Source organism: Clostridium sp. AT4 (genome assembly GCF_001517625.2).
Taxonomy (GTDB): Bacteria; Bacillota; Clostridia; order Lachnospirales; family Lachnospiraceae; genus Enterocloster.
The window spans coordinates 979,617-1,005,423 of sequence record NZ_LN999828.1; the positions used below are offsets into that span (position 1 = coordinate 979,617).

20 protein-coding genes and 1 riboswitch are annotated in these 25,807 nt (G+C 48.3%); all 20 genes read left to right on the forward strand.

The features are described from left to right. The first annotated feature begins 14 nt into the window (after positions 1–14). Positions 15–1,736 carry a phosphoenolpyruvate--protein phosphotransferase gene (gene ptsP, locus BN3656_RS10795; RefSeq protein ID WP_066547856.1) on the forward strand — a complete coding sequence of 574 codons (1,722 nt, stop codon included), beginning with the start codon at positions 15–17 and terminating at the stop codon, positions 1,734–1,736. After that, a complete protein-coding gene (locus BN3656_RS10800) occupies positions 1,736–3,043 on the forward strand; it encodes an O-antigen polymerase (RefSeq protein ID WP_066547859.1) in 1,308 nt (435 codons plus the stop codon). Before ptsP ends, BN3656_RS10800 begins: the two co-directional genes overlap by 1 nt. A gap of 382 nt (positions 3,044–3,425) precedes the next feature. Further along, on the forward strand, positions 3,426–4,706 hold the full coding sequence (locus BN3656_RS10805) for an O-acetylhomoserine aminocarboxypropyltransferase/cysteine synthase family protein (protein WP_066547861.1): 1,281 nt from the start codon (positions 3,426–3,428) through the stop codon (positions 4,704–4,706). A 142-nt stretch (positions 4,707–4,848) separates the two neighbouring features. Beyond that, positions 4,849–4,944, forward strand: a riboswitch (purine riboswitch). Positions 4,945–5,123: 179 nt separating this feature from the next. Beyond that, positions 5,124–7,550 carry a xanthine dehydrogenase subunit XdhA gene (xdhA, locus tag BN3656_RS10810; protein ID WP_066547863.1) on the forward strand — a complete coding sequence of 809 codons (2,427 nt, stop codon included), beginning with the start codon at positions 5,124–5,126 and terminating at the stop codon, positions 7,548–7,550. Between the two features lie 20 nt (positions 7,551–7,570). After that, on the forward strand, positions 7,571–8,461 hold the full coding sequence (gene xdhB, locus BN3656_RS10815; RefSeq protein WP_066547874.1) for a xanthine dehydrogenase subunit XdhB: 891 nt from the start codon (positions 7,571–7,573) through the stop codon (positions 8,459–8,461). Further along, positions 8,454–8,945: a xanthine dehydrogenase subunit XdhC gene (gene xdhC, locus BN3656_RS10820; RefSeq protein ID WP_066547877.1), complete on the forward strand. Its 492-nt coding sequence runs from the start codon at positions 8,454–8,456 to the stop codon at positions 8,943–8,945. The genes xdhB and xdhC overlap by 8 nt, the downstream gene beginning before the upstream one ends. A gap of 80 nt (positions 8,946–9,025) precedes the next feature. Continuing rightward, positions 9,026–10,390 (forward strand): nucleobase:cation symporter-2 family protein, encoded by a 1,365-nt coding sequence (locus BN3656_RS10825; RefSeq protein WP_066550737.1) that lies wholly within the window; start codon positions 9,026–9,028, stop codon positions 10,388–10,390. A gap of 147 nt (positions 10,391–10,537) precedes the next feature. Continuing rightward, positions 10,538–12,091 carry a cardiolipin synthase gene (gene cls, locus BN3656_RS10830; RefSeq protein WP_066547879.1) on the forward strand — a complete coding sequence of 518 codons (1,554 nt, stop codon included), beginning with the start codon at positions 10,538–10,540 and terminating at the stop codon, positions 12,089–12,091. Positions 12,092–12,204: 113 nt separating this feature from the next. Beyond that, positions 12,205–13,377 carry an S-layer homology domain-containing protein gene (locus tag BN3656_RS10835; RefSeq protein ID WP_066547880.1) on the forward strand — a complete coding sequence of 391 codons (1,173 nt, stop codon included), beginning with the start codon at positions 12,205–12,207 and terminating at the stop codon, positions 13,375–13,377. 12 nt (positions 13,378–13,389) lie between these two features. Then, a complete protein-coding gene (locus BN3656_RS10840; protein ID WP_066547881.1) occupies positions 13,390–15,066 on the forward strand; it encodes an HlyD family efflux transporter periplasmic adaptor subunit in 1,677 nt (558 codons plus the stop codon). 20 nt (positions 15,067–15,086) lie between these two features. Next, positions 15,087–15,821, forward strand: coding sequence for an ABC transporter ATP-binding protein (locus tag BN3656_RS10845; protein ID WP_066550739.1), 735 nt, complete (start codon positions 15,087–15,089; stop codon positions 15,819–15,821). Beyond that, a complete protein-coding gene (locus BN3656_RS10850) occupies positions 15,805–16,983 on the forward strand; it encodes an ABC transporter permease (protein ID WP_066547883.1) in 1,179 nt (392 codons plus the stop codon). Before BN3656_RS10845 ends, BN3656_RS10850 begins: the two co-directional genes overlap by 17 nt. A 222-nt stretch (positions 16,984–17,205) precedes the next feature. Beyond that, complete coding sequence (locus tag BN3656_RS10855; RefSeq protein WP_066547885.1) at positions 17,206–17,907, forward strand: response regulator transcription factor; 702 nt, start codon at positions 17,206–17,208, stop codon at positions 17,905–17,907. Then, a complete protein-coding gene (locus tag BN3656_RS10860) occupies positions 17,904–19,304 on the forward strand; it encodes an ATP-binding protein (RefSeq protein WP_066547888.1) in 1,401 nt (466 codons plus the stop codon). The genes BN3656_RS10855 and BN3656_RS10860 overlap by 4 nt, the downstream gene beginning before the upstream one ends. A 150-nt stretch (positions 19,305–19,454) precedes the next feature. Next, complete coding sequence (locus tag BN3656_RS10865) at positions 19,455–20,471, forward strand: ABC transporter substrate-binding protein (RefSeq protein WP_066547890.1); 1,017 nt, start codon at positions 19,455–19,457, stop codon at positions 20,469–20,471. Between the two features lie 6 nt (positions 20,472–20,477). Then, complete coding sequence (locus tag BN3656_RS10870) at positions 20,478–21,395, forward strand: ABC transporter permease (RefSeq protein WP_066547892.1); 918 nt, start codon at positions 20,478–20,480, stop codon at positions 21,393–21,395. After that, positions 21,395–22,192, forward strand: coding sequence for an ATP-binding cassette domain-containing protein (locus BN3656_RS10875; protein ID WP_066547893.1), 798 nt, complete (start codon positions 21,395–21,397; stop codon positions 22,190–22,192). The genes BN3656_RS10870 and BN3656_RS10875 overlap by 1 nt, the downstream gene beginning before the upstream one ends. A 111-nt stretch (positions 22,193–22,303) precedes the next feature. Further along, complete coding sequence (locus BN3656_RS10880; protein ID WP_066547895.1) at positions 22,304–23,968, forward strand: C40 family peptidase; 1,665 nt, start codon at positions 22,304–22,306, stop codon at positions 23,966–23,968. 113 nt (positions 23,969–24,081) lie between these two features. Beyond that, entirely contained in the window at positions 24,082–24,795 is a 714-nt protein-coding gene (locus BN3656_RS10885) for an ATP-dependent Clp protease proteolytic subunit (protein ID WP_066547898.1), read from the forward strand. 57 nt (positions 24,796–24,852) lie between these two features. Then, positions 24,853–25,791, forward strand: coding sequence for a membrane dipeptidase (locus BN3656_RS10890; RefSeq protein ID WP_066547900.1), 939 nt, complete (start codon positions 24,853–24,855; stop codon positions 25,789–25,791). Positions 25,792–25,807: the final 16 nt, after the last annotated feature.

A 25,807-nucleotide genomic window follows, 5' to 3' on the forward strand; every position in this document is an offset into this window, starting at 1 on the left:
AGGAGGAAATACATATGTATAAGGGAACAAATGCTTCTGACGGTATCGGCATCGGTACTGCGGTGATTGTGGAGGAAGCAGAGCTTATCATTACAAGGAGAGAAGTAAACGATACAGAGGCAGAGGTGCAGCGTTTTAAGGGAGCGCTGGAAACGACCATTGCTGAAACCCAAAAAATGGCTGAGGATCTGGCTGCCCGTGTGGGTGAAAAGGAAGCCGAGATCATGCAGGGCCATATGATGCTTTTATCTGACCCGATGCTGACAGGGGAGATTGAAAATTCTATTCAGAATGATAAGGTAAACAGTGAGTTTGCCATTGAAAGTGTCTGCAATATGTATGCAGATATGTTCGCGTCCATGGGCGATGAGCTGATGCAGCAGAGAGCGACCGATATGCGGGACATTAAGGTGCGTATGCAGCGTACCCTGATGGGACTTCAGTCTGTGGACGTATCTGCCCTTCCGGCAGGAACGATCCTGGTGGCAAAGGATCTGACCCCGTCTATGACAGCAGGCATCAATCCGGCGAATGTAACCGGTATTGTAACAGAACTTGGCGGACGTACCTCCCACAGTGCAATTCTTGCAAGAGCCCTGGAGATTCCTGCGGTAGTTGCCGTAAACGGCCTGTTAGATGAGGTAAAGGATGGAGACACGGTTGTCCTTGACGGAAGCGCCGGAGAGGTTTATGTAAATCCGGAGGCAGAGGTAAAGGCTGCTTACGAAGCAAAGAGAGAGCAGTTTTTAATGGATAAGAAGGAGCTGGAAAAATATATCGGACAGCCCTCTGTGACAAAAGATGGTGTACAGGTTGAGATCGTAGCCAATATCGGAAAGCCTGAGGATATTGATAAGGTGCTTCAGTATGACGCAGAGGGAATCGGTCTGTTCCGTACGGAGTTCTTATTCATGGACCGCACTGCAATGCCTACAGAGGAGGAGCAGTTTGAGGCTTATAAAAAGGTAGCTGCCGCTATGAACGGAAAGCCGGTGATCATCCGTACCCTGGATATCGGAGGCGATAAGGAAATTCCTTATATGGGACTTGAAAAGGATGAAAATCCATTCCTTGGCTACCGTGCTATCCGGTTATGCCTGGATCGTAAGGAGGATATCTATAAGCCTCAGTTGCGCGCCCTTTTAAGAGCCAGTGCATTTGGAAACATCCGCATCATGATTCCTCTTGTAACCTGTATCGATGAATTCAGAGAGGCAAAGGCCCTGATCGAAGAGATCAAAAAGGAACTGGATGAAAAGGGAATTGCCTATAAGAAGGATATTCAGGTAGGCATCATGGTGGAGACTGCGGCAGCATCCCTGATCGCTGATATTTTTGCAAAGGAAGCAGACTTCTTCAGCATCGGAACTAATGACCTGACCCAGTATACCATGTCGGTAGACCGCGGAAATAAAAAGATTTCCTACCTTTACTCCACCTTTAATCCGGCTGTCCTTAGAAGTATCCGCCATATTATTGCCTGCGGACGGGAAACAGGCATTATGGTAGGAATGTGCGGCGAGGCTGCCAGCGATCCCATGATGGTTCCGCTGCTGCTTGCCTTTGGCTTAAATGAGTTCAGTATGAGCGCCTCTGCAGTGCTGCGCACCAGAAAGCTGGTAACAGGCTTCAGCATTAAGGAGCTGCAGGCAGTGGCAGAGAAGGCAATGAGCTTTGCTACAGCGGCAGAAGTGGAAGCTTATATGAAAGAATTTATGGAGAAGATGACCGACTGATGTTAGTTTACCTCATTTGTTACATTGTAAGTTTTATCCTGGCCTGGCAGCACATTTATGTGCTGTCCGGCCTTGTGCTCTTAGGAGCAGCTCTGTGGCTGTATATAAAGGATTATATGAGAACAGGAAACCTGATCCATCTTCGGGGACTGTTCTGTCTCTTTTTTGTGGGCGGACAGGGGATCTCCTGCTTTAAGCTTTCCAGGCTTCAGACTGACTGGGCGCTTATGACCTGGATCAGCCTTTTTCTGGCTGTCGTTTTTTTCTGGACGGTCTTTGAGATACTCACCCGTCTTTTTGACGGCTGGTCGGAAAAGGACATGCAGTCAGTTTACCGCTTTTTTTCCTCCGGGGAATCGCCCCTGCAGGCAAAGCGCCTCCTGATTTCCATGAGCGTCATCACTGCAGTATCCCTTCTGGCCTTTTTATTTGAGGCCTGGAGACTGGGCTTTGTTCCCATGTTTTCTTACGGCGTACCTCACGCCTATTCAGAGTTCCACATCAGCGGAGTTCATTACTTTACCGTATCCTGCGTACTGGTTCCCAGTCTTTCCGTGGTTTACAGCGTAATGACAGCCAGACGGGGAAGAGGACTTACAAGAGACAGAGGCTTTTGGCTGGCAGTGGTTTTGGATGTGGTGGCTCTTTCTATCCCGCTTTTATGCGTATCCAGATTTCAGCTGATCCTTGCAGCAGGCATGGCGGTATTCACCTATATCTCTATGACCGGAAGCTTCAGTCTGATACACGCAGGAATTTTGATCGTCCTTTTAATCCCGGCCTACCTGATCCTCACCGTATTAAGAAGCCACAGTGTAGAATATTTAAACGGCATCTTTGAGATGAAAAACAGCCATATGCCCATTTTCATCACCCAGCCTTATATCTACATTGCTAATAATTACGACAACTTCAACTGCCTGGTAGAACAGCTGGGCCGCCACAGCTTCGGACTCAAGGGACTGTTTCCATTATGGGCGCTGACAGGCCTTAAATTCCTGTTTCCGTCTCTCGTGAACTTTCCATTATATGTAACAAAAGAGGAACTGACGACGGTCACCTTATTTTACGACGCCTACTATGATTTCGGCGTTTTCGGCATGATCTTTTTCGGAGCTCTTCTGGGCGCGGCCTGCTACGGCCTGATCCGCTTCAGGAAAAAACTCACCTGCCCCGCAGGCCACATCATCTACGCCCAGATCGCCATGTACATGATCCTGTCCTTCTTCACCACCTGGTTCTCCAACCCAACCACCTGGTTCTACCTGATCTTATCAGGATTGGTATATCTCTATGTAGATGCTTAAACACATTCAGTATCAGAGATTATATTAATTTTTGTCCCATCGGCTATTATATCCCCAGCCGGGGCGTCCTGCCTCCTGTCTGTCCGGGCGATTTTTGGAGGTCATTAGAAGGTTTTAGGAGGCTGGACTTTTCGTTAAGAGCCACATCAAACCTGTCTGAGCGCAGCGAGTTTTTGATGTGGCTCTTGTTTTTAGAAAAATCCAGGCCCCTTAGATCTTCTTATGGCCGGAAACCTGAGCCCGGACAGACAGGAGGCAGGACGCCCATACGACAACTCCCACAATTTCAAGTTGAATCCCCATCCAACCTGGGTTATAATAAAAAGCAGCTGTTCCAAACAGTATCAAATTTTACGGAAACCGACCCCAGGAGGAGAGAAGTATGACAAAAAAGCGTTCATTAGACACTATCTGTATTCAGGGTGGCTGGGAGCCGAAAAACGGCGAACCAAGACAGCTGCCTATTTACCAGAGCACGACCTTTAAGTACACCTCAAGCGAGCAGATGGGACGTCTGTTTGATCTGGAAGAAAACGGATATTTCTATACAAGACTGGCAAACCCCACCAATGACGCGGTCGCAGCCAAGATCTGCGAGCTGGAGGGCGGTGTGGGCGCCATGCTTACTTCCTCAGGCCAGGCGGCTAATTTTTATGCGGTGATGAATCTGTGTCAGGCAGGAGACCATGTGGTAAGCTCTGCGGCTATTTACGGCGGGACAACGAACCTCTTTACGGTTACGATCCCTAAAATGGGAGTGGAATGTACCCTGGTAAGCCCGGATGCCACTGAAGAGGAGCTGGCAGCAGCGTTCCGCCCCAATACAAAGGCATTATTTGCAGAGACCATTGCCAACCCTGCATTAACGGTTCTGGATATTGAAAAATTTGCAAAAGCAGCCCATGACCATGGTGTTCCCCTGATTGTGGACAATACATTTGCAACCCCTATCAACTGTCGTCCCTTTGAGTGGGGAGCAGATATTGTAACCCACAGTACCACCAAGTACATGGACGGCCACGCCATGACCATAGGCGGCTGTATCGTAGACAGCGGCAATTTTGACTGGGAGGCTCACCACGATAAGTTTAAGTGCCTGACAGAGCCGGATGAGTCCTATCACGGTGTAATCTATACGCAGAAATTCGGGAAAATGGCCTATATTACAAAGGCTACTGCACAGCTGATGCGTGACCTTGGATCGATCCAGTCTCCCCAGCATGCCTTTCTGATCAACGTAGGCCTTGAGACTCTTCATCTGAGAATGCCCCGGCACTGTGAAAATGCATATAAGGTAGCTTCCTATCTGAAATCCAGAGAGGATGTGGCCTGGGTAAATTATCCCGGACTGGAAGGCGACAAATATTATGAGCTTGCAAAGAAATATATGCCGGATGGTACCTGCGGCGTTATTTCCTTTGGCTTAAAATCCGGCAGAGAGGGAGCAGCCAGATTTATGGATCGGTTAAAGCTCTGCTCCATTGAAACCCATGTGGCTGATTCCCGCACAGCCGTTCTTCATCCTGCAAGCCATACGCATAGACAGCTGACCAATGAGCAGCTTGTAGAGGCAGGCGTTGATCCGTCCATGATCCGCTTCAGCGTCGGTATTGAGGATGCAGAGGATATCATAGAAGATATTCGTCAGGCATTAGAGGAATAAGACGTTATTCTTGTGAAAATATAACGATAAAATGCAAAAATTTTTAGGTTGTTTTTGTGAAAAATGCATAAAAATAAAGAAAATATTTGAGAAAAATGCAGATAGACTAAATTTTTTTAAGGGTATATAATATAGATAATTCAATAAAGCAAATTGTCTGATATGTATATCCTGGGGATTGGCCCAGAGTCTCTACCAACTACCTTAAGAGTTGACTACATACATTTATGTAGTCAGCTCTTTTTTTGTACCTGTTTATAAGCTGGGCGTTGTTGGATTTTAACAGTTATTTTTACCTGAAAAATTCATGCTTGCGGCATTGGTATAAAAAGAGAGCTGTCCGTTTATCCGAGGATGAAAGAATCGGAACGATCGTTCGGGATGCAGAAACAGACAGTAAAGTAAGGAGGAAATACAATGAAAGTTGTTGGCCAGGAAATCACACGCGTGGACGCTTTCGGTAAAGTGACCGGTGAAGCCAAGTATACCGCAGATTTGGAACCCAGAGATATCCTTCATGGAAAAGTCGTCCATTCCACCATTGCAAACGGCCTTGTAAAGAGCTTTGATCTGGACGAGGCGTTAAAGGTGCCGGGAGTGGTAAAGATCGTCACCTGTTTTGATGTTCCGGATATCCAGTTTCCCACCGCAGGTCATCCCTGGAGCGTGGAGTTAAAGCATCAGGATATCTGTGACAGAAAGCTTTTAAATCAGAGAGTTCGCCTTTATGGGGATGATATTGCGGCAGTTGTGGCTGAAAATGAAGTGGCTGCGGCTCAGGCGGCTCGTCTGATCAAGGTTGAGTACGAGGAGTACGAACCCATTGTTACCGTAGAAGCGGCATTAAAGCCGGAGGCAACACCTCTTCATCCCGATCTCAGAAAGGACAACGTAGTCGTTCATTCCCATATGACCATGGGATCTTCTGATTTTACTTTTGAAGAGGGAAGAAAGAAAGCCATTGAAGAGTACGGAGAGGAAAACCTGGTGGAGATTGATGAAACATATGATACTCCAAGGATTTCCCACTGCCATATTGAGCTTCCCGTTTCCTGGTCCTATGTGGATACAAACGGAAAAGTGACCATTGTTTCTTCCACGCAGCTTCCCCATATTGTACGCCGTGTAACGGCTCAGGCATTGGGAATCCCAGTTGGTAAGGTCCGCGTGATTAAGCCCTATATCGGAGGCGGTTTTGGTAACAAGCAGGATGTACTTTATGAGCCGTTAAATGCCTTCCTTTCCATGAGTGTAGGCGGAAGAGCCGTCCGGATGGAGATCAGCCGCGAGGAAACCATTTCCGGAACCCGTACCCGCCATGCGATCAAGGGCGTGTGCAAGGGTATTGTTGCAAAGGACGGAACCGTACTTGCAAGACAGCTGGAGGCCTTTGCCAACAACGGCGGCTATGCCTCCCATGGTCACGCTATCTGTGCCAACTGCGGAAATGTATTTAAGGATCTGTATAAAGACCGGCTGGGTACAGAGGTAGACTGCTGGACTGTTTATACCTCTTCCCCTACGGCAGGAGCCATGAGAGCATACGGCATCCCCCAGGCAGATTGGTTTGCAGAGTGTCTGACAGATGATATGGCAGATGCAGTCGGTATGGATCCCTGTGAATTCCGCTTAAAGAACTGTCTGGATGCAGGCTTTGTGGATCCGGCCAACGGTATTACATTCCATACATATGGCCTGACCGAGTGCATTAAAAAAGGCCGGGAGTACATTCACTGGGACGAAAAGAGAGAGGCCTATAAGAATCAGACCGGACCGGTGAGAAGAGGTGTGGGAATGGCGATGTTTATTTACAAAACAGGCGTTTATCCCATTTCTCTGGAAACTGCTTCTGCCCGTATCACTTTAAATCAGGACGGTTCCATCCAGCTTTCCATGGGCGCTACGGAAATCGGACAGGGAGCAGATACCGTATTCACTCAGATGGCGGCAGAGACTACTGGAATCAGCGTAGACAGGGTATATATCAATTCCACACAGGATACGGATGTAACTCCCTTTGATACAGGTGCTTATGCGTCCCGTCAGACCTATGTATCCGGCATGGCCTGCAAAAAGTGTGCCTTAGAGTTCCGTCAGAAGGTCTTAGAGTATGCTGCCTATATGCTGAACCATGATGTGACAGATCTTTCAAAGACGGTCTATGCAGATCTTGTAAAGGAGGCTGCCGGTAAGGTACGTCAGGTTCTGGGGCTTCATGCAGAGGAGGAAATTACCTGGGAGATGTTAGACATTGCGGACAGCCAGGTGGTTGTAAACGGCGGCGATCCGGTACTCTTTGATGTGGCGGTAGTAGCTGATACAGCGTTCTATTCCTTAGACCGCTCTATCCATATTACAGCAGAGGTTACAAACCAGTGCAAGGACAATACCTTTGCTTCCGGCTGCTGCTTTGTGGATCTGGAAATCGATATGCCTCTGGGTCTTGTGACTGTAAAGGATGTGATCAATGTCCATGACTCCGGTATCCTGATCAATCCGAAGACAGCCGCCGGACAGGTACACGGCGGTATGAGCATGAGCCTTGGTTTTGGACTTTCTGAGGAGCTTTTAGTAGATGAAAAGACCGGAAAACCGTTAAATAATAACCTTCTGGATTACAAGATCCCTACCGCTATGGATGCTCCGGAGCTTCATGTGGAATTTATCCAGTTAGACGATCCTACAGGCCCTTATGGAAACAAATCTCTGGGCGAGCCGCCGGCAATTCCGGTTGCTCCGGCGATCCGGAACGCCATCCTTCATGCAACCGGCGTACATATGAATACAGCGCCTATGACAGCCCAGCGTCTGATCGCAGCGTTTAAAGAAAAGGGACTTATTTAAGAAGGAAGGAGAAATAAGGCATGTTTGATATAAAATCATTTTACGAGGCAAAGGATGTACAGGATGCTGTGCAGGCTCTGGTAAATGAGCCGGATGCAGAGGTGATCAGCGGTGGTACCGACGTACTGATCCGTGTAAGAGAGGGAAAGGATGCAGGAAAAGCCCTTGTATCTATCCACAATATTCCGGAGCTTAAGGGAGTAAATGTTCTGGAAAACGGAGATCTCTGGATCGGAGCAGCTACTGCATTTTCCCATATTACAAATGATCCCCTGATCCAGAAGCTGATCCCCATGCTGGGTGAGGCAGTGGATATGGTGGGTGGACCTCAGATCCGCAACACAGGAACCATCGGCGGAAATATCTGCAATGGAGCTACTTCTGCAGATTCAGCTTCTACCATGTGGACCTTAAATGCCAAAGTGATCCTAGTGGGACCGGAAGGGGAGAGAATCGTTCCCATCTGCAAGTTTTATACAGGTCCCGGACGGACCGTAAGAGCCAGAGAAGAGGTATGTACGGGCTTTCTCATTGCAAAAGAGGATTATGAGGGCTGGTACGGCCAGTATGTAAAGTACGGAAAGAGAAAGGCCATGGAGATTGCCACTTTAGGCTGTGCAGTCCGGGTAAAGCTTTCAGAAGACAAGACGGTCATTGAGGATGTGCGCCTGGGCTACGGAGTGGCAGGACCTACGCCCCTTCGCTGCCGGAACGCAGAGGAAGGCTTAAAAGGAGCAAGAGTGGATGACAAAGAGGCGGCAGAGCAGTTTGCAAAAACAGCGCTCACAGAAGTAAATCCCCGTTCTTCCTGGAGAGCATCCAAGGAATTCCGCTTACAGCTCATTGAGGAGTTAGCAAAGCGTGCACTGGCAGAATCTATCACAAGAGCAGGAGGTAATTGCAATGCTTAAGATCATACATATGAAAGTAAACGGAAAAGAGCATGAACTGGCAGTGGACGAGAGAGAGTCCCTTTTAGATACTCTGCGTCTGCGCCTGGGGCTGACTTCGGTGAAAAAGGGCTGTGAGGTAGGAGAGTGCGGAGCCTGTACGGTACTGGTAAACGGAGAGGCCATTGACAGCTGTATTTATCTGACCATGTGGGCAGATGGAAAGAGCGTAATGACCGTAGAAGGCTTAAAGGGGCCAAACGGCGAGCTTTCTCCGATCCAGAAGGCATTCATTGAGGAGGCTGCCGTACAGTGCGGCTTCTGTACGCCGGGCCTGATCATGAGTGCGGTTGAGATCGTGGGAACGGGAAAGAAGTACAACCGCGAAGAGCTTAAAAAGCTCATTTCCGGTCATCTGTGCCGCTGCACGGGCTATGAGAACATTTTAAACGCTATGGAACGGATTGTGGAAGAAGTATATCAGACCACACATAAAGAAGCATAGAATGAGTGTGCCGGCAGATGTCTGGTCTGGGGAGATAAATAAAGACAGCTGCCGGCATGAGAATGGAGGCGGTAAATCGTATGGGGAAAACAGCAAAAACAGCAGGAAATGCAGCAGACTGCAGTATTAACAACATATACAGACTGGAGGGAAGAGTGCCCATCGGAAAGGCTATTCCCTTTGGACTGCAGCATATTTTAGCCATGTTCGTTTCAAACCTGGCGCCGATCACCATTATTGCGGGAGCGTCCAAGACGCCGCTTACACCGGCCCAGTTGGGTATGCTTCTGCAGAACGCCATGTTTGTAGCAGGCATTGCTACCATGATTCAGCTTTATCCTATCTGGCGGATCGGATCAAAGCTTCCTGTGGTTATGGGTGTAAGTTTTACCTTCGTAACGGTGCTCAGTACCATTTCAGCCAATTACGGCTATCCGGCTGTAGTAGGAGCGGTTCTGGTGGGAGGTCTCTTTGAAGGAACCTTAGGACTGATGGCAAAATACTGGAGAAAGATCATTACTCCGATCGTAGCGGCCTCTGTAGTAACGGCCATCGGTTTTTCACTCTTTACCGTAGGAGCCAGATCTTTTGGCGGCGGCTATAATGATGATTTCGGTTCTGCCCAGAACCTGATCCTTGGAACCGTAACACTGGCTACCTGTCTTTTGTGGAATATTTTTGCAAAGGGATATCTAAAGCAGCTTTCCGTTTTAGCCGGCCTGGTAGTAGGATATATTCTGGCGATCACCATGGGAAAGGTAGATCTGTCTATGATCATGTCCGGTGGAATCATTTCCCTGCCCCATCTGATGCCCTTTAAGCCGGAATTTTATCCGGGAGCGATTATCTCCGCATGTATCATTTTCCTGGTGTCTGCGGCTGAGACCATCGGCGATACCTCTGCTCTGGTAGCAGGCGGATTAAACCGGAAGATCACAGGAGAGGAAATCTCAGGTTCCCTGGGCTGCGACGGCTATGGTTCCGTTATTTCTGGTCTCTTTGGATGTCCTCCTGTAACTTCTTTTTCACAGAACGTAGGCCTTGTCAATATGACAAAGGTAGTGAACCGTTTTACGATCATGACGGGCGCTGCCTGCATGATTTTAGCAGGACTTCTTCCGCCGGTGGGAAATTTCTTTGCTTCCCTTCCGGACGCAGTATTAGGAGGATGTACGATCATGATGTTTGGAACTATCTTAACCTCTGGTATTCAGATGGTGGCTGACTGCGGTTTCTCTCAGAGAAATATTACCATTGCAGCGTTGTCCTTATCCATCGGCATCGGTTTTACCACAGCCAGCGAGGTCGGGATCTGGGATATCTTCCCGCCGATGATCCAGTCCGTATTTTCTGCCAATGTGGTAGCGGTAGTGTTTGTAGTATCTATTATTTTAAGCCTGATCCTTCCAAAAGATATGGACGTGAAAAAGATCGATCAGCAGTAGCGGCCAGAATGGAGGCAGCTTCGTATACTTGCCAGAAAAGAAAATATATGAGATAATAATACGCGGTTTAGCTTCTTTGGGGCTGGCCGCGTATTTTCTCTCGGGAAAGAATATGGGGCCATTGTTTTAGAAGAAAGGGACATACATATGAAGAAAAAACTGAGAGGTCTTTTTAGGATCATCTTTGGCAGGACTGCTTTTGTAATGGCAGGGCTGGGGCTGCAGCTTTGGGTATTTATAGCGGCGTTTAAGTTTTTGAATGGGTATCTTCATTATTTTTATATTCTCTGTGTGCTTTTAAGTGCTCTTGCAGTGATCGCCATTTTAAATGAACCTATTGATTCCAGCTTTAAGATGGCCTGGATCATACCGGTACTCGTGATACCGGTGTTCGGCGTACTTTTATACATTTTCGTACAGATGCAGTTTCAGACCAAAGCTCTGGCCAGACGTCTGGCAGCATCCACTGCCAAAACAAGACCCTATCTGAACCAGAATGAGGATGTGAGGAAGGAACTTGAGGCTCTGGACGGCCGTACGGCCGGACTGGCGGATTACCTGGAACGTATGGCTGGAGCGCCGGTATATAAAAATACGGACATCGAGTATTTTCCCCTGGGAGAGGATATGTTCGTACGGTTGATGAAAGAGCTGAAGGCGGCAAAGCATTTCATTTTTATGGAGTTTTTTATCATTGATAGGGGATATATGTGGGATGAGATCTTAAAGGTTCTGGAGGAAAAGGTAAAGGAAGGAGTAGAAGTCCGGGTGATGTATGACGGAATGTGCTGTCTGATGCTTCTTCCGTTTCACTATCCCAGGCAGCTGGAACGGAAAGGGATCCGCTGTAAAATGTTTTCTCCCATTATCCCGGTGCTTTCGACCCATCAGAATTACAGGGATCATCGAAAGATTGCAGTCATTGATGGCCGCTGTGCCTTTACCGGAGGAGTAAATCTGGCAGATGAATATATTAACCGCAAAGTGCGCTTTGGCCACTGGAAGGATACGGCTCTGATGGTAAGGGGAGATGCGGTAAAGAGCTTTACCATGATGTTTCTTCAGATGTGGGATGTGACAGAGAAAAAGGAAGAGGATTACAGGAGATATCTTTCTGCTCCGGCAGGAGAAGCCGCAGCCGGACGGATGGAGAAAGGCTATGTGATCCCCTATGGGGACAGCCCCTTTGACAAGGAACAGATCGGCGAGCAGGTCTATCTGGACATACTCAGCCAGGCAAAGGAATATGTCCACATTATGACGCCGTATCTGATCCTGGATGACGGCATGAAGGACGCCCTGTGCTATGCGGCAAAACGGGGAGTGGAGGTTATTATCATTATGCCTCATATTCCGGATAAGAAATATGCCTATCTGCTGGCCAGAACCTATTATCCGGAGCTTTTAAAGGCAGGAGTCCGGATTTTTGAATATGAACCGGGCTTTGTCCACGCGAAGGTTTTTGCCAGTGATGATGAGAAAGCCACGGTGGGAACCATCAACCTGGATTTTCGCAGTCTGTACCTGCATTTTGAGTGCGGCACTTTTTTATACCGCAATCCGGTTATTGAAAAAATCGAAGCGGATTATCAGGAAACACTAAAAAAATGTATTCCGGTCACCCTTGAAACCTGTTATAGCTACAGCTGGCTGGGCCGCAAGGCAGGAAGGCTGCTGCGTCTGATCGCGCCTCTTATGTAGGCGCTTTTTGTTTATCAAAAAATACACAGCCAGAACACAAAATCGTCACAAACGGATGGTACATTAGTGACAGTTAATCATTGATATGTATAATTACTTAGAGGAGTTTATGTATGAAAGGTTCCAAATCCTATGGCCGCTTTATCTGTGGTTCTCTGGCTGTTTCGTTTGCCGTTTCGCCCTTTTTGTCTCTTACAGTGCTTGCAGACAATATTTCCAGCGCCAATTTTGACCTGCGCCGTCAGGTAGTAAAGCTTACGGGAATCATGGAGATTTCCAGCTTCCGGGGGCAGATCACAAGAGGAGATTTTGCGAAGATGCTGGTAAAGGCGTCCAGCTACCGGGAAAATCTTCCTTCTTCCAGCGTGTCGGTATATGCGGATGTGCCGGCAGACCATCCAAACGCGGTCTATATCCGTGTGGCAGCTTCTCAGGGCTGGATGAGCGGATATCTGGGCGGCAATTTCAAACCGGAGGAGCCTGTTTTATATAAGGACGCAGTGAAGGCCGTTTTAACGCTGTTAGGCTATACAGATGAGGATTTTACAGGAGAGATGGCCAGCTCCAGGATTTCGAAATTTAATCATCTGGAACTGAATGAAGATGTGAGCTGTCAGGCGGATGAAGCGATTACGGAAACGGACTGCATGAATATTTTTTATAATCTGCTGAAAACAAAAAAGAAGGACAGCAACGAGATATACGGAACCGTGCTGGACTGCGAGCTGAATTCAGATGGGGAGATCAATCCCATTTCCATACTGGAGGATGAGCGCAAAGGCCCCATCCTGGTCCATAAGAATTTCAGCGTGGCCCAGTCTGTACCCTTTGATACGGAGGATGCCAATGTGTTTTTAAACGGCGTGGAAAGCACCCTGGCGGCGGTAAAGGCTTCCCAGCAGCAGTCTGGTTTTGCAGTACTGTATTACAATGTGAAGTCAAAAACCATCTGGGCGTATACGACCACCGGCTGGGATACAAAGGACGATTCGGGCAACAACACCTATGTGCTCATCAAGGGAGAGATCAAAAATATCTACTATCAGTCCACAGATGTGATGACGCCGACCTCGGTGCGCATCGAGGTGGATGAGGCAAATTCAGACGATGATTTTGATACCAGCGAGGATGTGGATTCCGACGGCTATCTGAATATCAGTCTGGACTCTTCGGAACTTCAGTATCTGTTTTCCATCTATGGAAATCTGGAAGTGGGGGACGATGTGGTGCTGGTGTGCAGCAGAAGCGGAAGCAGCTATACGGCAGTGGATGCGATTGAATATTAAGGGAGAAACGAGATGAAAAAGAAAAAATTATGGGTTCGTCTGCTGGCGGCTCTTCTGGCAGCGGCAGTACTTCTTACCGGCCTTATGATTTGGAAAAATAAAAAAACAAAGGCTGCGGCTGCAGCCCGGGCCCAAAGCCTTAATACGGCAGCCGTGAAAAAGAGAACCATTACCTCTGAACTATCCTCCTCCGGTACTCTGGCGGCAAAGGATACATACAGCATCACGTCCATGGTTGAGGGCGAGGTGGTTGCCGCCGCTTTTGAAGAGGGAGATCAGGTGCAAAAGGATCAGGTGCTTTATGAGATCGACAGTTCCAGCATGACAACGGAGCTTACCAGCGCTGAAAATACCCTGACCCGGTCCCGGAATTCCTATGAGGATGCGCTGGAGGATTATAATCAGGCCTTAAGCGATTACAGCGGAAATACATATAAGGCCACAGAATCGGGATATATCAAGGAACTTTATATCAGTGCAGGCGATAAGGTAAGCGGAAATACAAAGCTGGCGGATCTGTACAGTGATGATGTGATGGAGATACGGATCCCCTTCCTTTCCGGCGAAGCAGCCCAGATTACCCCGGGAAGTTCCGCTGTCCTTACGCTGACTGATTCAGGAGAACAGGTGGAAGCGTCGGTTAAGGCAGTTGCCAACCGAGAGGAAGCTCTTTCCGGAGGGCGTCTGGTACAGTATGTGACCTTTACAGTGGCAAATCCTGGTGGGTTGACTGTTTCTACCAGAGCGTCTGCCCGGGTAGGCGAGTGGATCGGAAGTGAGGAAGGGCTTTTTGAGGCTTCCATTGATACCTCTATGGAGGCAGACCTTTCATCCAGCGTAGAAATAGAGGCGATGCTGGTAAATGAAGGCGATTACGTTACAAAGGGAACGCCTGTTTTCCGCATGACGGCAAAAACGGCGGATAAGCTGATCCAGAGCTACAAGGACAGTCTGGATAAGGCCCAGGAGAGCGTGGAGTCGGCCCAGAGCCATTTGGAGAGCACTCAGGACAGCTATGACAATTATACGATCACAGCTCCCATTTCCGGCCAGGTCATCACAAAGAATTATAAGGTGGGGGATAATATTACAAAGAACACCAGTAATACCACCGTTCTTGCAGTGATCTATGACCTGTCCAGTCTTACCTTTGAAATGTCCATTGATGAACTGGATATCAAAGAAGTAGAAGTGGGCCAAAAAGTGGCTGTGACGGCCGATGCCTATGAGGGGCAGACCTTTTCAGGTACGGTTACAAACGTAAGCCTGGAGAGTACCTATTCAAACGGAGTCAGCACCTATCCGGTAACGGTAACCATGGATGAAGCAGGAGATCTTCTTCCGGGTATGAATGTGGACGGTATTATTACCCTGGATCAGGCAGAGGATGTGCTTTCAATTCCCGTAGATGCGCTTATGAGGGGAAATCAGGTCTACATAAAGGACGATACAGTTACTGAGCAGCAGGGACCGATCCCCGCAGGCTTTAAAGCCGTGGAGGTAGAAACAGGCCTTATAAGCGACAGCTATGTGGAAATCAAAAGCGGGCTTTCTGAAGGAGATACGGTTTATGTGGCGGAATCCAGCCAGAGCAGCGATGCTGTGATGATGATGCCCGGAGGCGGAATGGGAGGCGGCCCAGGAGGCGGCCCAGGAGGTAGAATGGGAGGCGGTTCCGGCGGCCGCTGACAGAAAGGGTGAAAAAGCTTATGAACGTAAATGAACGGCTGTCAGAGGAAACACATCCACTGATCGAGTTGAAGCATATTTCAAAGATTTACAATATGGGAGGAGAAGAAGTCAGAGCGAATGACGATGTAAATATTTCTATCCAAAAGGGTGAATTTGTGGCTATTGTAGGAAAATCAGGAAGCGGAAAATCCACTCTGATGAATATTATCGGCGCTCTGGACGTGCCGACCACAGGAGAGTATTATCTGGGCGGTGAGGATGTAAGTAAAATGGGAGATAAGCAGCTGGCCAGGATCCGCAACCGTATGATCGGTTTTATCTTCCAGCAGTATAATCTCCTTCCCAAACTTAATCTTCTGGAAAACGTAGAGCTTCCTCTTCTTTATGCGGGAACAGGAGCAGAGGAACGAAAAAAACGGGCCATGGCTTCCCTTGAAAAGGTGGGGCTTGCGGAAAAATGGAAAAATATGCCTAATCAGCTTTCAGGAGGCCAGCAGCAGAGGGTATCTATTGCCAGGGCGCTGGCAGGAAATCCATCCCTGATCCTGGCTGATGAACCCACAGGAGCGCTGGACTCCAAAACCAGCCGTGATGTGCTTAATTTTTTAAAGCAGATCAATGAGGAGGGAAATACCATTGTTATGATTACCCATGACAATTCCATTGCTGTGGAGGCAAAGCGGGTGATCCGCATTGCAGACGGGCATAAAATTTTTGACGGAGATGTAAAAGATTATGCTGCAATCCTTTAAACTGGCTCTTAAAAGCATATGGGGCAATAAGATGCGTTCTTTTCTTACCATGCTGGGGATTATTATCGGTGTGGCTGCGGTGATCATTCTCGTAAGCCTGGTAAATGGATACATGGGGACGATCGTAGAAAATTTTGCCAGCATGGGAGTGAACCAGATCAATGTAAACGTAACCAATCTGACATCCCGAACTGTAAGTCCAGATGAAATGTATGGATTTTTTGAAGAGCACACAGACGTATTTGAGGCTTTAAGCCCCAACGTGACCATTTCCACGACGATAAAAAAGGGAAATGATTCCATGACTTCTACCAGTGTGGCAGGACGCAGCGAGCAGTATCTGGAGATTAAGGACTATGAGCTGCAGCAGGGAAGAAATATCACCTATTCGGATATTCTTTCCCGTCAGAAGGTCTGCGTGATCGGGGCGTATGTGGCCCAGGAGCTGTTTGGCAGTGCTGAAAAGGCTCTTGGGGATACGCTGAAGGTAGGGGGCTATGCCTATAAGGTAGTGGGCGTAGCAGAAATTCAGGATGAGGACGATATGAGCGACGGAGGCACGGATGATTTTGTATGGCTTCCATATACGGCTTCCATTAGTCTGGCGAGAAGCGCTAATATTAACAGCTACACCTTTACAGTGGCAGATACGGATGATGCGGATGAGGCAAAGACGCTCATTGAGAATTTCCTTTTTGAGATTTTTAAGGATGACGATTACTATAGGGTATCTGCCATGAGTGAAATGCTGGATTCCCTGAACGAACAGATTGCCATGATGAGCGGTATGCTGGGAGGAATCGCCGGGATTTCCCTTCTGGTAGCCGGAGTGGGCGTTATGAACATCATGCTGGTGTCTGTGACTGAGCGGACAAGGGAAATTGGAATCCGAAAATCTCTTGGGGCGGACAAGGGAACCATTATGCAGCAGTTTGTGATCGAAGCGGCAGTTACCAGTTCTCTGGGCGGAGTGATCGGAATTCTCATTGGCTGCGGGGCTACTGCAGTAGTAGGGGCAGCCATTGGCATTTCGGCTACACCTACATTTTCTGCCATTGTAATTTCATTTAGCGTATCCGTGGGGATCGGCCTGCTTTTTGGTTATATGCCAGCCAGCCGTGCGGCTAATTTAAATCCGATTGATGCGCTGCGAAGTGAATAAGGAGTTTACATTCCCCATCTGCCGTATATGGTGCGATGGGGATTTTTCATTGACATCTTTTTTGACGTAGTATAAACTGAATAGGATGATATATGAAAATTTACGCAGATTTTACATTTCATTGGTTCGGATTTTACTTCTGTTTGGTATGCTGTTTACATGAGGCTTTAAAAAGCTTAATATGTAAATTTAATAACAGGGAAAGGGCAGGAATCAGCATTTATGGAAAAAATTTACATCATAGAGGATGACGAAAATATCAGAAATCTGTTAAAGATCGCACTGGAGGGGTTTGGCTTTGAGGCAGAGGGGTTTGAAACAGCAGAAGAAGGGCTGGAGCGTATCCGGCAGGAATGCCCGTCCATGGCGATCTTCGACTGGATGCTCCCGGGAATGGACGGGGTGACGGCCATCCGGCAGATCCGTCAGACCGAGGGGATAAGCGGCCTTCCGATCATGCTTTTGACAGCAAAGGAAAAGGAGCTGGATAAAGTAGTGGGGCTGGACTGCGGAGCAGATGATTATATGGTAAAGCCCTTTGGCGTTCTGGAGCTTTCTGCCCGGATCCGCAGTCTCCTGCGCAGGGTAAGGCGGGAAGAAAAAAAGGATATACTGTCCTATCAGGGGATCAGTATCAATAAAAAGACAAGAGAGGCTTCCAGCAGCGGCCGTGTCTGCGAGCTTACTTTAAAGGAGTTTGAGCTTTTATGTTATCTTTTGGAGAATCAGGCCAGAGTAGTAACCAGGGATGAACTTTTAAACCAGATCTGGGGCTATGAGTATGACGGAGAGACAAGGACACTGGATATGCACATCCGTACCCTGCGCCAGAAGCTGGGAGAAGAGGGCGGAAGCTGCATCAAGACCGTCCGTGGCGTTGGCTACCGCCTGGTGCGCTCGGAGACAAAGGAGGAGGATCGATGAGAAGGGCTATTCTGAAAAAATTTATACTGGTACTTCTGGCGGCGCTGTGTATTAACAGCGTCATCTTTTATCTTATCAGCAGTCATATGATCTTAAAGATGGCCAGAGAGGATATGACCTATACTATAGAAATGATTGACCGTCTGCTCGATTATGAGGATGAATCGTATCTGGCTGTCCAGATCGAGCGTATGGAGGAGTTTACAGGCGCGGATGATACGCGGGTTACACTGATCCATTTAGATGGCACGGTTGTATCTGACACAGATACTTCTACGGAAGATCTGGATAATCATTTAAGCCGCAAAGAGGTAAAAGAGGCTCTGCTGAATGGAATGGGATATGCAAAGCGGTATTCTAAAACCATGGGAAAGCATTTTCTTTACGTTGCCTTCCAGTCACACAGATCAGATATGATCCTTCGCATTTCCGTTCCCTACTCAGGATTCAGCGAATATCTGCCCATGCTGCTGCCGGCTGCCCTTGTGAGCTTTCTTGCCGCTTTAGCCTGTGCATTTGTATTTACCAGGCGGTTTGTGGATTCCGTTACAAGACCCTTGCAGGATATTGTTTCGGAGCTTCAGAAGGTGAAGGGAGGAAACGGGGAACTCCATTTTTCGCCCTGTCCGTATCAGGAGCTGAATGTGATCGCAGAGACGACCATGGAAATGTCAAATAATGTAAAAGATTATTTGAACCGTATAGAGAAAGAAAAGCAGATCCGTCAGGAGTTTTTCAGCAATGCCTCCCATGAGCTTAAAACTCCTATTACCTCGATCCAGGGTTACGCAGAGCTGATGGAGAGCGGGATGATCCAGGATGAAGCCATGAAGCTGGATTTTATCCGGCGGATCAAAAAGGAGGCTTCCAATATGGCAGGGCTGATCGGGGATATTCTGATGATTTCCCGGCTGGAGGCAAAGGATGCCCAGGTGGTGCTTTCCGATGTGCGGATTAGCCCTCTTTTGGAGGAGATCGCAGAAAGCTTAAAGCCCGCAGCCGCCCAGAGCCAGGTCTTTATCCATATAGATTGCCAGCCGCTGTGCATAAAGGCCAATGTGCAGCAGATGAAGGAGCTTCTTACAAATCTGGTCGGAAATGCGGTTAAGTATAATCATCCGGGAGGACAGGTTTGGGTGACGATCAGAGAACAGGACGGACAGATGGTGATCCGTGTCCGGGATAATGGCGTGGGGATACCGGAGGAAAGCCTGGACCGTATTTTTGAACGTTTTTACCGGGTGGATAAGGGACGCAGCCGGAAACAGGGAGGTACGGGACTGGGACTTTCAATCGTAAAGCATATCGTAAATTTTTATCACGGTTCTATCCATGTGGCTTCTCAGCTGGAAAAGGGAACGGAATTTACGGTTACAATTCCATTGAAATGGGAATAATTGGGTTATACTTTGATACATAAAAGCGCCAATGCGTTAAAAACACAAAAATTTAAAGCAATAAAATTGACGCGCCCTTTTTTTTGTAGTATGATAAAAAAAGTTCGAAAGAAACGGACGAAATTTTGGGTAAAAACGAGGAGCGATGTTATGAAAAAGACGGCAAAAATTTTTTCCTTCGTACTGGCCGGAGCGATGGCTGCGGCTGTAACAGGATGTGGATCAGGCACAAATGAAACAACGGCAGCTGCTGCGGACACTTCAAAGGAAGCAGAGGGGGGTAAGGAGGTATACCAGGTAGGTATCTGCCAGCTGGTACAGCACGTTGCCCTGGATGCGGCGACTCAGGGCTTTAAGGATGCTCTGGTGGAGACCTTTGGAGAAGACGGTGTGGAGTTTGATGAGCAGAATGCCCAGGGTGATTCCAACACCTGTTCCACGATCATCAACAGCTTTGTATCAGAGGGTGTGGATCTGATCCTGGCAAATGCAACCGCATCTCTTCAGGCCGCTCAGGCAGGCACCAACGAGATTCCTGTGCTGGGAACTTCTGTAACAGAATACGGTGTGGCCCTGGGAATTTCCGATTTTAACGGAACCGTAGGAGGAAATATTTCCGGAACATCGGATCTGGCTCCTCTGGACGAGCAGGCGGCCATGATCAAAGAGCTGTTCCCGGATAAGAAAAATGTAGGTCTGCTCTACTGCTCTGCAGAGCCTAACTCTCAGTACCAGGTAGATACGGTAAAGCTGGCTCTGGAAGAGCTGGGTTATACATGTGAGTATTATGCATTTTCCGATTCCAATGATTTATCCACCATTGCTACTAATGCAGCTTCTGCAAGCGATGTGATCTATGTTCCTACGGATAATACCGTTGCTTCCAACACAGAGATCATCAATAATATCTGCCAGCCGGCAGGCGTTCCCGTGGTAGCTGGCGAGGAGGGCATCTGCGCGGGCTGCGGCGTTGCCACCTTATCCATCAGCTACTATGATCTGGGTACGGCAACCGGAAAGATGGCTGCAAAGATCCTTTCCGGCGAAGCCAATGTATCTGAGATGCCCATCGAGTATGCGCCTCAGTTTACAAAGAAGTACAACAAAAACATCTGCGATGCACTGGGAGTTGCCGTGCCGGATGATTATGAAGCAATCGAGGAATAACCGATCATGAGTATTATGAGCTTATTTAATTCACTTCCAGGCGCTGTGGCCCAGGGACTAGTGTGGGGCATAATGGCGATTGGCGTATACCTTACCTTCCGCATCCTGGATTTTGCGGATCTGACCGTAGACGGCTCCCTTTGTACGGGGGGCGCTGTCTGCATCGTGATGATGCTTGCCGGACAGAATGTCTGGGTGGCTCTTTTATGTGCCGCTCTGGCAGGGATGGCAGCAGGATTCTGCACAGGTATCCTTCATACCTTTATGGGAATCCCGGCTATTCTTTCCGGTATCCTGACCCAGCTGGGCCTGTATTCCATTAACTTAAAAATTATGGGAAAAGCCAACCAGGCCATCAATGTAGACAAGTATGACCTGCTGGTTTCCCTGCGTTTTATCCGCAATGTACCCCTGTTTAAAAATACCATTTTTCTGGTGTCTGTGATGATCCTGGTACTGATCGGTCTGCTTTACTGGTTTTTCGGCACGGAGCTTGGCTGTTCCATCCGTGCCACCGGCGGCAATGACCGCATGGCAAGAGCACAGGGGATCAACACCGATTTTAACCGTGTGCTGGGGCTGATGGTTTCCAATGGACTGGTCGCACTTTCCGGCGCGCTTTTATCCCAGTATCAGGGCTTTGCAGATATCAATATGGGCCGCGGAGCCATTGTCATCGGACTGGCCGCTGTGATTATCGGAGAAGCGATTTTTGGAAAAGTTTTCCACAACTTTGGCTTCCGCCTTCTGGGTGTGGCTTTGGGCTCTATTGTATATTATCTGGTGCTCCAGGTTGTGATCTGGCTGGGAGTTGATACGGATTTACTGAAGCTTCTTTCCGCTGCTGTGGTAGCTGTTTTCCTGGCGATCCCCACCTGGAAGGGAAGATATTTTAAGAGTGCGCCAAAGGGAGGTAAGAGCTGATGCTGGAAATCTGTCATGTGAATAAAACATTTAACAGGGGCACGGTAAATGAAAAGCAGGCCTTGAAAGATTTGAACCTCACCTTAAAGGATGGAGATTTTGTTACGATCATCGGCGGAAACGGCGCCGGAAAGTCTACGACCCTGAATGCGATTGCAGGCGTGTGGCCTGTGGACGAGGGAAAGATCGTGATAGACGGAAGGGATGTGACAAAGCTTCCGGAATATAAAAGAGCCGCCTTTTTGGGCCGTGTATTCCAGGATCCCATGAATGGAACCGTGTCTACTATGGGAATTGAGGAAAATCTGGCTCTGGCTTTAAGAAGAGGAGGGCGCCGCACATTAAAGCCCGGTATTACAGGCAGTGAAAGAAAGCTGTACCGGGATCTGCTCTTAAAGCTGGGACTGGGGCTGGACGAACGCCTTACCTCTAAGGTGGGACTTTTGTCCGGCGGACAGAGACAGGCCTTAACCCTTCTGATGGCAACTTTAAAAAAGCCAAAGCTGCTTTTGCTGGATGAACACACTGCTGCCCTGGATCCTCAGACGGCGCAGAAGGTTCTGGAGCTTACCAGTGAAATCGTAGAGGAGCAGCGGCTGACTGCCCTGATGGTAACTCATAATATGAAGGATGCCATCCAGATCGGCAACCGCCTGATCATGATGAATGACGGCCATATTATCTATGATGTGAGGGGGGAGGAGAAAAAGAACCTCACGGTGGATGACTTGTTAAAGAAATTTGCCGAGGCCAGCGGCAAAGAATTTGCAAATGACCGTATGATGCTGGCAAATTAAAAATTCATAAAAAATTCACCCATCCAGCCTGTCCTTTATGGTATAATAAAAAGGACAGGCTGTTTTGCACTGCAAAGCAGGAATCAAATTTGAGATGGAGACGATTAAAATATGCTTGAGCATAAGGATTATTTATCCAGCCTGAATAAGGCTAGGAGGAAGCGCAGCCAGAAGCCGGATCCCAGGCTGTGGATTCTGATCCTGGCAGCTGTCCTGGCTGTGGGAGCTATTATTTTTGCGGTGAAATATATGAAAAAGCCGGAATCTGGGGAAATGGCGGTTCGGTCGATGGGTGAGCAGCTCCAGACGGGAGAGCCGCAGACAGACCCGGCAGCGGCTGTGGCTGCAGAGAGCGATGAAGAGACACAGTGGGAACAGCAGGTGGAGGAAGCTGTGGGCCGTTTTGCCAATCTGGGTCTGATCCAGGTGTCGGGCTATGTAAATATCCGTGAGACTCCGGGAACAGACGGTACGGTTTTAGGTACTATCGCAGACGGAGGCGGATGCGAGGTTCTGGGAACAGAGGGCGAATGGACAAAGATACAGTCAGGAGGTTTAGAGGGCTATGTGAGCAGCCAGTATCTTGTAACCGGCCAGGAGGCAAAAAATCTGGCGGAAAAATATGTAAAGCTCAGAGCTGTGATTACTATGGAGACAGAAGGCGAAAAACTGCGGGTGCGGGAAACTCCGGACGATTCCACCAGCGACAATGTCATAGGAGCCGTATCAGACGGGGAAAGTTTTGAGGTGCTTAGCCAAGAGGACGGATGGATCCAGATTAAGGACGGATATATTTCCGATCAGTTTGCCCAGGTAAGCTATGCTCTGGAGGAAGGACGCAAACTGGATGAAAAAACAAAGGCCATTAATCAGTATGAAAATCTGGTGATGTCCAAGGTGAACGGTTATCTGAATGTGCGCAGTTCACCGGAGGATAAAGGAAATGCCAATATTATCGGAAAGATGACCAGCAAGGCGGGAGGAGAGATCCTGGAAACTCTGGACGGCTGGTATAAGGTGAAATCCGGCCCTATCGTAGGTTATATTTCCTCTGATCCCCAGTACACAGCTACGGGCAGGGAGGCAAAGGATATTGCCCTTCAGACCGCATCCCTGAAAGCGGTGATCAGTACGGATGTGTTAAACGTCCGCACAGAACCCAGTACGGACGCCAAGATCTGGACCCAGATCGTAAAGGATGAAAAATATCCTGTGATCGACGATCCTGAAACGCCGGACGGCTGGCTGAAGATCGATCTTGATTCCGTGGATGAAGAAGATGGGGGTGTATCAGACGGAGCCTATATTTCTACAAGAGATAATAATGTGGAAGTCCGTTATGTGATCAATGAGGCTATTAAGTTTAAACCTGCTGAAAGCGGCTCCGGAGGTTCAGGAAGCTCAGGCTCCGGTTCACGCCGCTCTCAGATAGTGAACTATGCGATTCAGTTTGTGGGAAATCCTTATGTCTGGGGCGGTACCAGCCTGACAAACGGCGTAGACTGCTCCGGCTTTACCATGAAGGTAATGCAGAAATTCGGAGTATCGCTTCCTCACTATTCCGGCTCGCAGGCCAAAATGGGAAAGAAGGTCACTTCTGGAAATATGAAGCCGGGCGATCTGATATTCTATGCAGGCAGCAATGGCCGTATCAACCATGTGGCTCTGTATATTGGAAACGGACAGGTGGTTCATGCGGCAAGCAGGCGCAGCGGCATCAAGATTTCTACCTGGAATTACCGCTCTCCGGTAGCAATCCGCAACATGCTGGATTAAAAGAAAGAAAAAAGGAAAGACTATCCTGAAAGAATATGGGCCGGATGCCTTATATAAGGTATCCCCTATCCCTTTGTGGTAAGGCCCGATTTGGAAAGGATGGTCTTTTTTATATGAACAGACAGGAAGAACGGCAGACAGAGCAGGAAATCCGTGAAAAAGAGGACAGGGAGTTAAAAGAGTATGGCCAGATGACCCTGGAAGAAAATGGAAAAAAGAGAAAAATTCATCTGCTCTCTATTATAGGAGAGGTGGAAGGACACGAAAACAGCCCCGGTTCTTCCAAAAGCACCCGATACGATCATGTGCTTCCCAGACTGGCCCAGATTGAAGATGACGACAGCATTGACGGAATGCTGGTTCTTTTAAATACATCGGGAGGAGACGTGGATGCGGGACTGGCCATCGCTGAGATGATCGCATCTATGAGCATTCCGGTAGTATCGCTGGTTTTGGGAGGCAGCCATTCCATTGGCGTACCATTGGCCGTATCCTCCTGCTATTCCTTCATTGTACCTTCAGGGACCATGATGGTTCATCCGGTGCGCATGACGGGCATGGTGATCGGCACTGAGCGGACCTATGACTATTTTCAGATGATACAGGATCGTATCTTAACCTTTGTATCGGAGCATTCCGCCATTGCCTATGACAAGCTCCATGACCTGATGCACAATACAGAGATGCTTACCAGGGATCTAGGGACCGTTCTTGTGGGAAAAGAGGCAGTAGACGTGGGGCTGATCGATGCAGTCGGCGGGATAAAGGAGGCATTAGCGAAACTGTATGAGATGATCGACGAGAGAAAAAATCTCGCAAAACAGTAGAAGAAAGAGCAGAAGTATCGTATGATATACACATAAGATAAGACAGGGGGAACAGCCATGAAGTATTTTGACCTTCACTGCGATACCATTGAAGAATTGAAAAAACGCGGGGAGAATTTTTTAAACAGCACCACTCAGTTTACCATACAGGATCAGGAACGGTTTGAGGCGGCTGTCCAGTGTATGGCCGTCTGGGTACCGGATTCCATTCGGGGAAGAGCGGCAGTAGAATTTACAGACAGCCATCTGGCCTATCTGGAAACGCTTGTGGAAATGATCCCGGAACGGGCAGTCCTGGCAGATTCCGCTTCTGAGCTGCAGAAAGGGGTAGAGGAAGGAAAATGGGTATTTATCCGGACTATAGAAGGGGGAGCAGCCCTGGGAGGAGATCTGGAAAAGATTGTCCATTTTGCCAAAAAGAAGATTAAGATGATGACCCTTACCTGGAATGGGGAAAATGAGCTGGGAAGCGGCTGTGCCGGAACCGGAGGACTTACGGGATTTGGAAAAGAGGCCGTGAAGCTTATGGAAGAAAATGGAATCATTGTGGATTGCTCCCATTTAAACGATGCAGGCTTTGAGGATCTTTTGAACATAACGAAAAGGCCATTTGTTGCCTCCCATTCCAACCTGCGTTCCTGCTGTGAGGTGCCAAGAAATTTAAGAGAGGATCAGTTTGTTGAGCTTGTACGCCGGGGCGGCCTCTGCGGCATCAATTTATATTCCCGTTTCCTTTCTGTTCCGGATCAGAAGGGAGAGAGGGAGCGCGAACTGCTGTTTCGCCATATATACAGGATGCTGGAGCTGGGAGGAGAGGACTGTATCGCCTGGGGAACAGATCTGGACGGACAGATCACCTGCGACCCTTCCCTTGGCTCGCCGTTTGGAGCGGCTTCCTTTGGAACATATCTTGCGGAGCGGGGGATTCCCGAAGGGGCTGTGAAAAAATTCTGCTTTGAAAATGCGTACCGTTTTTTCCAATCTTATATGCGGTAAAAAACTGCGTTGCAAT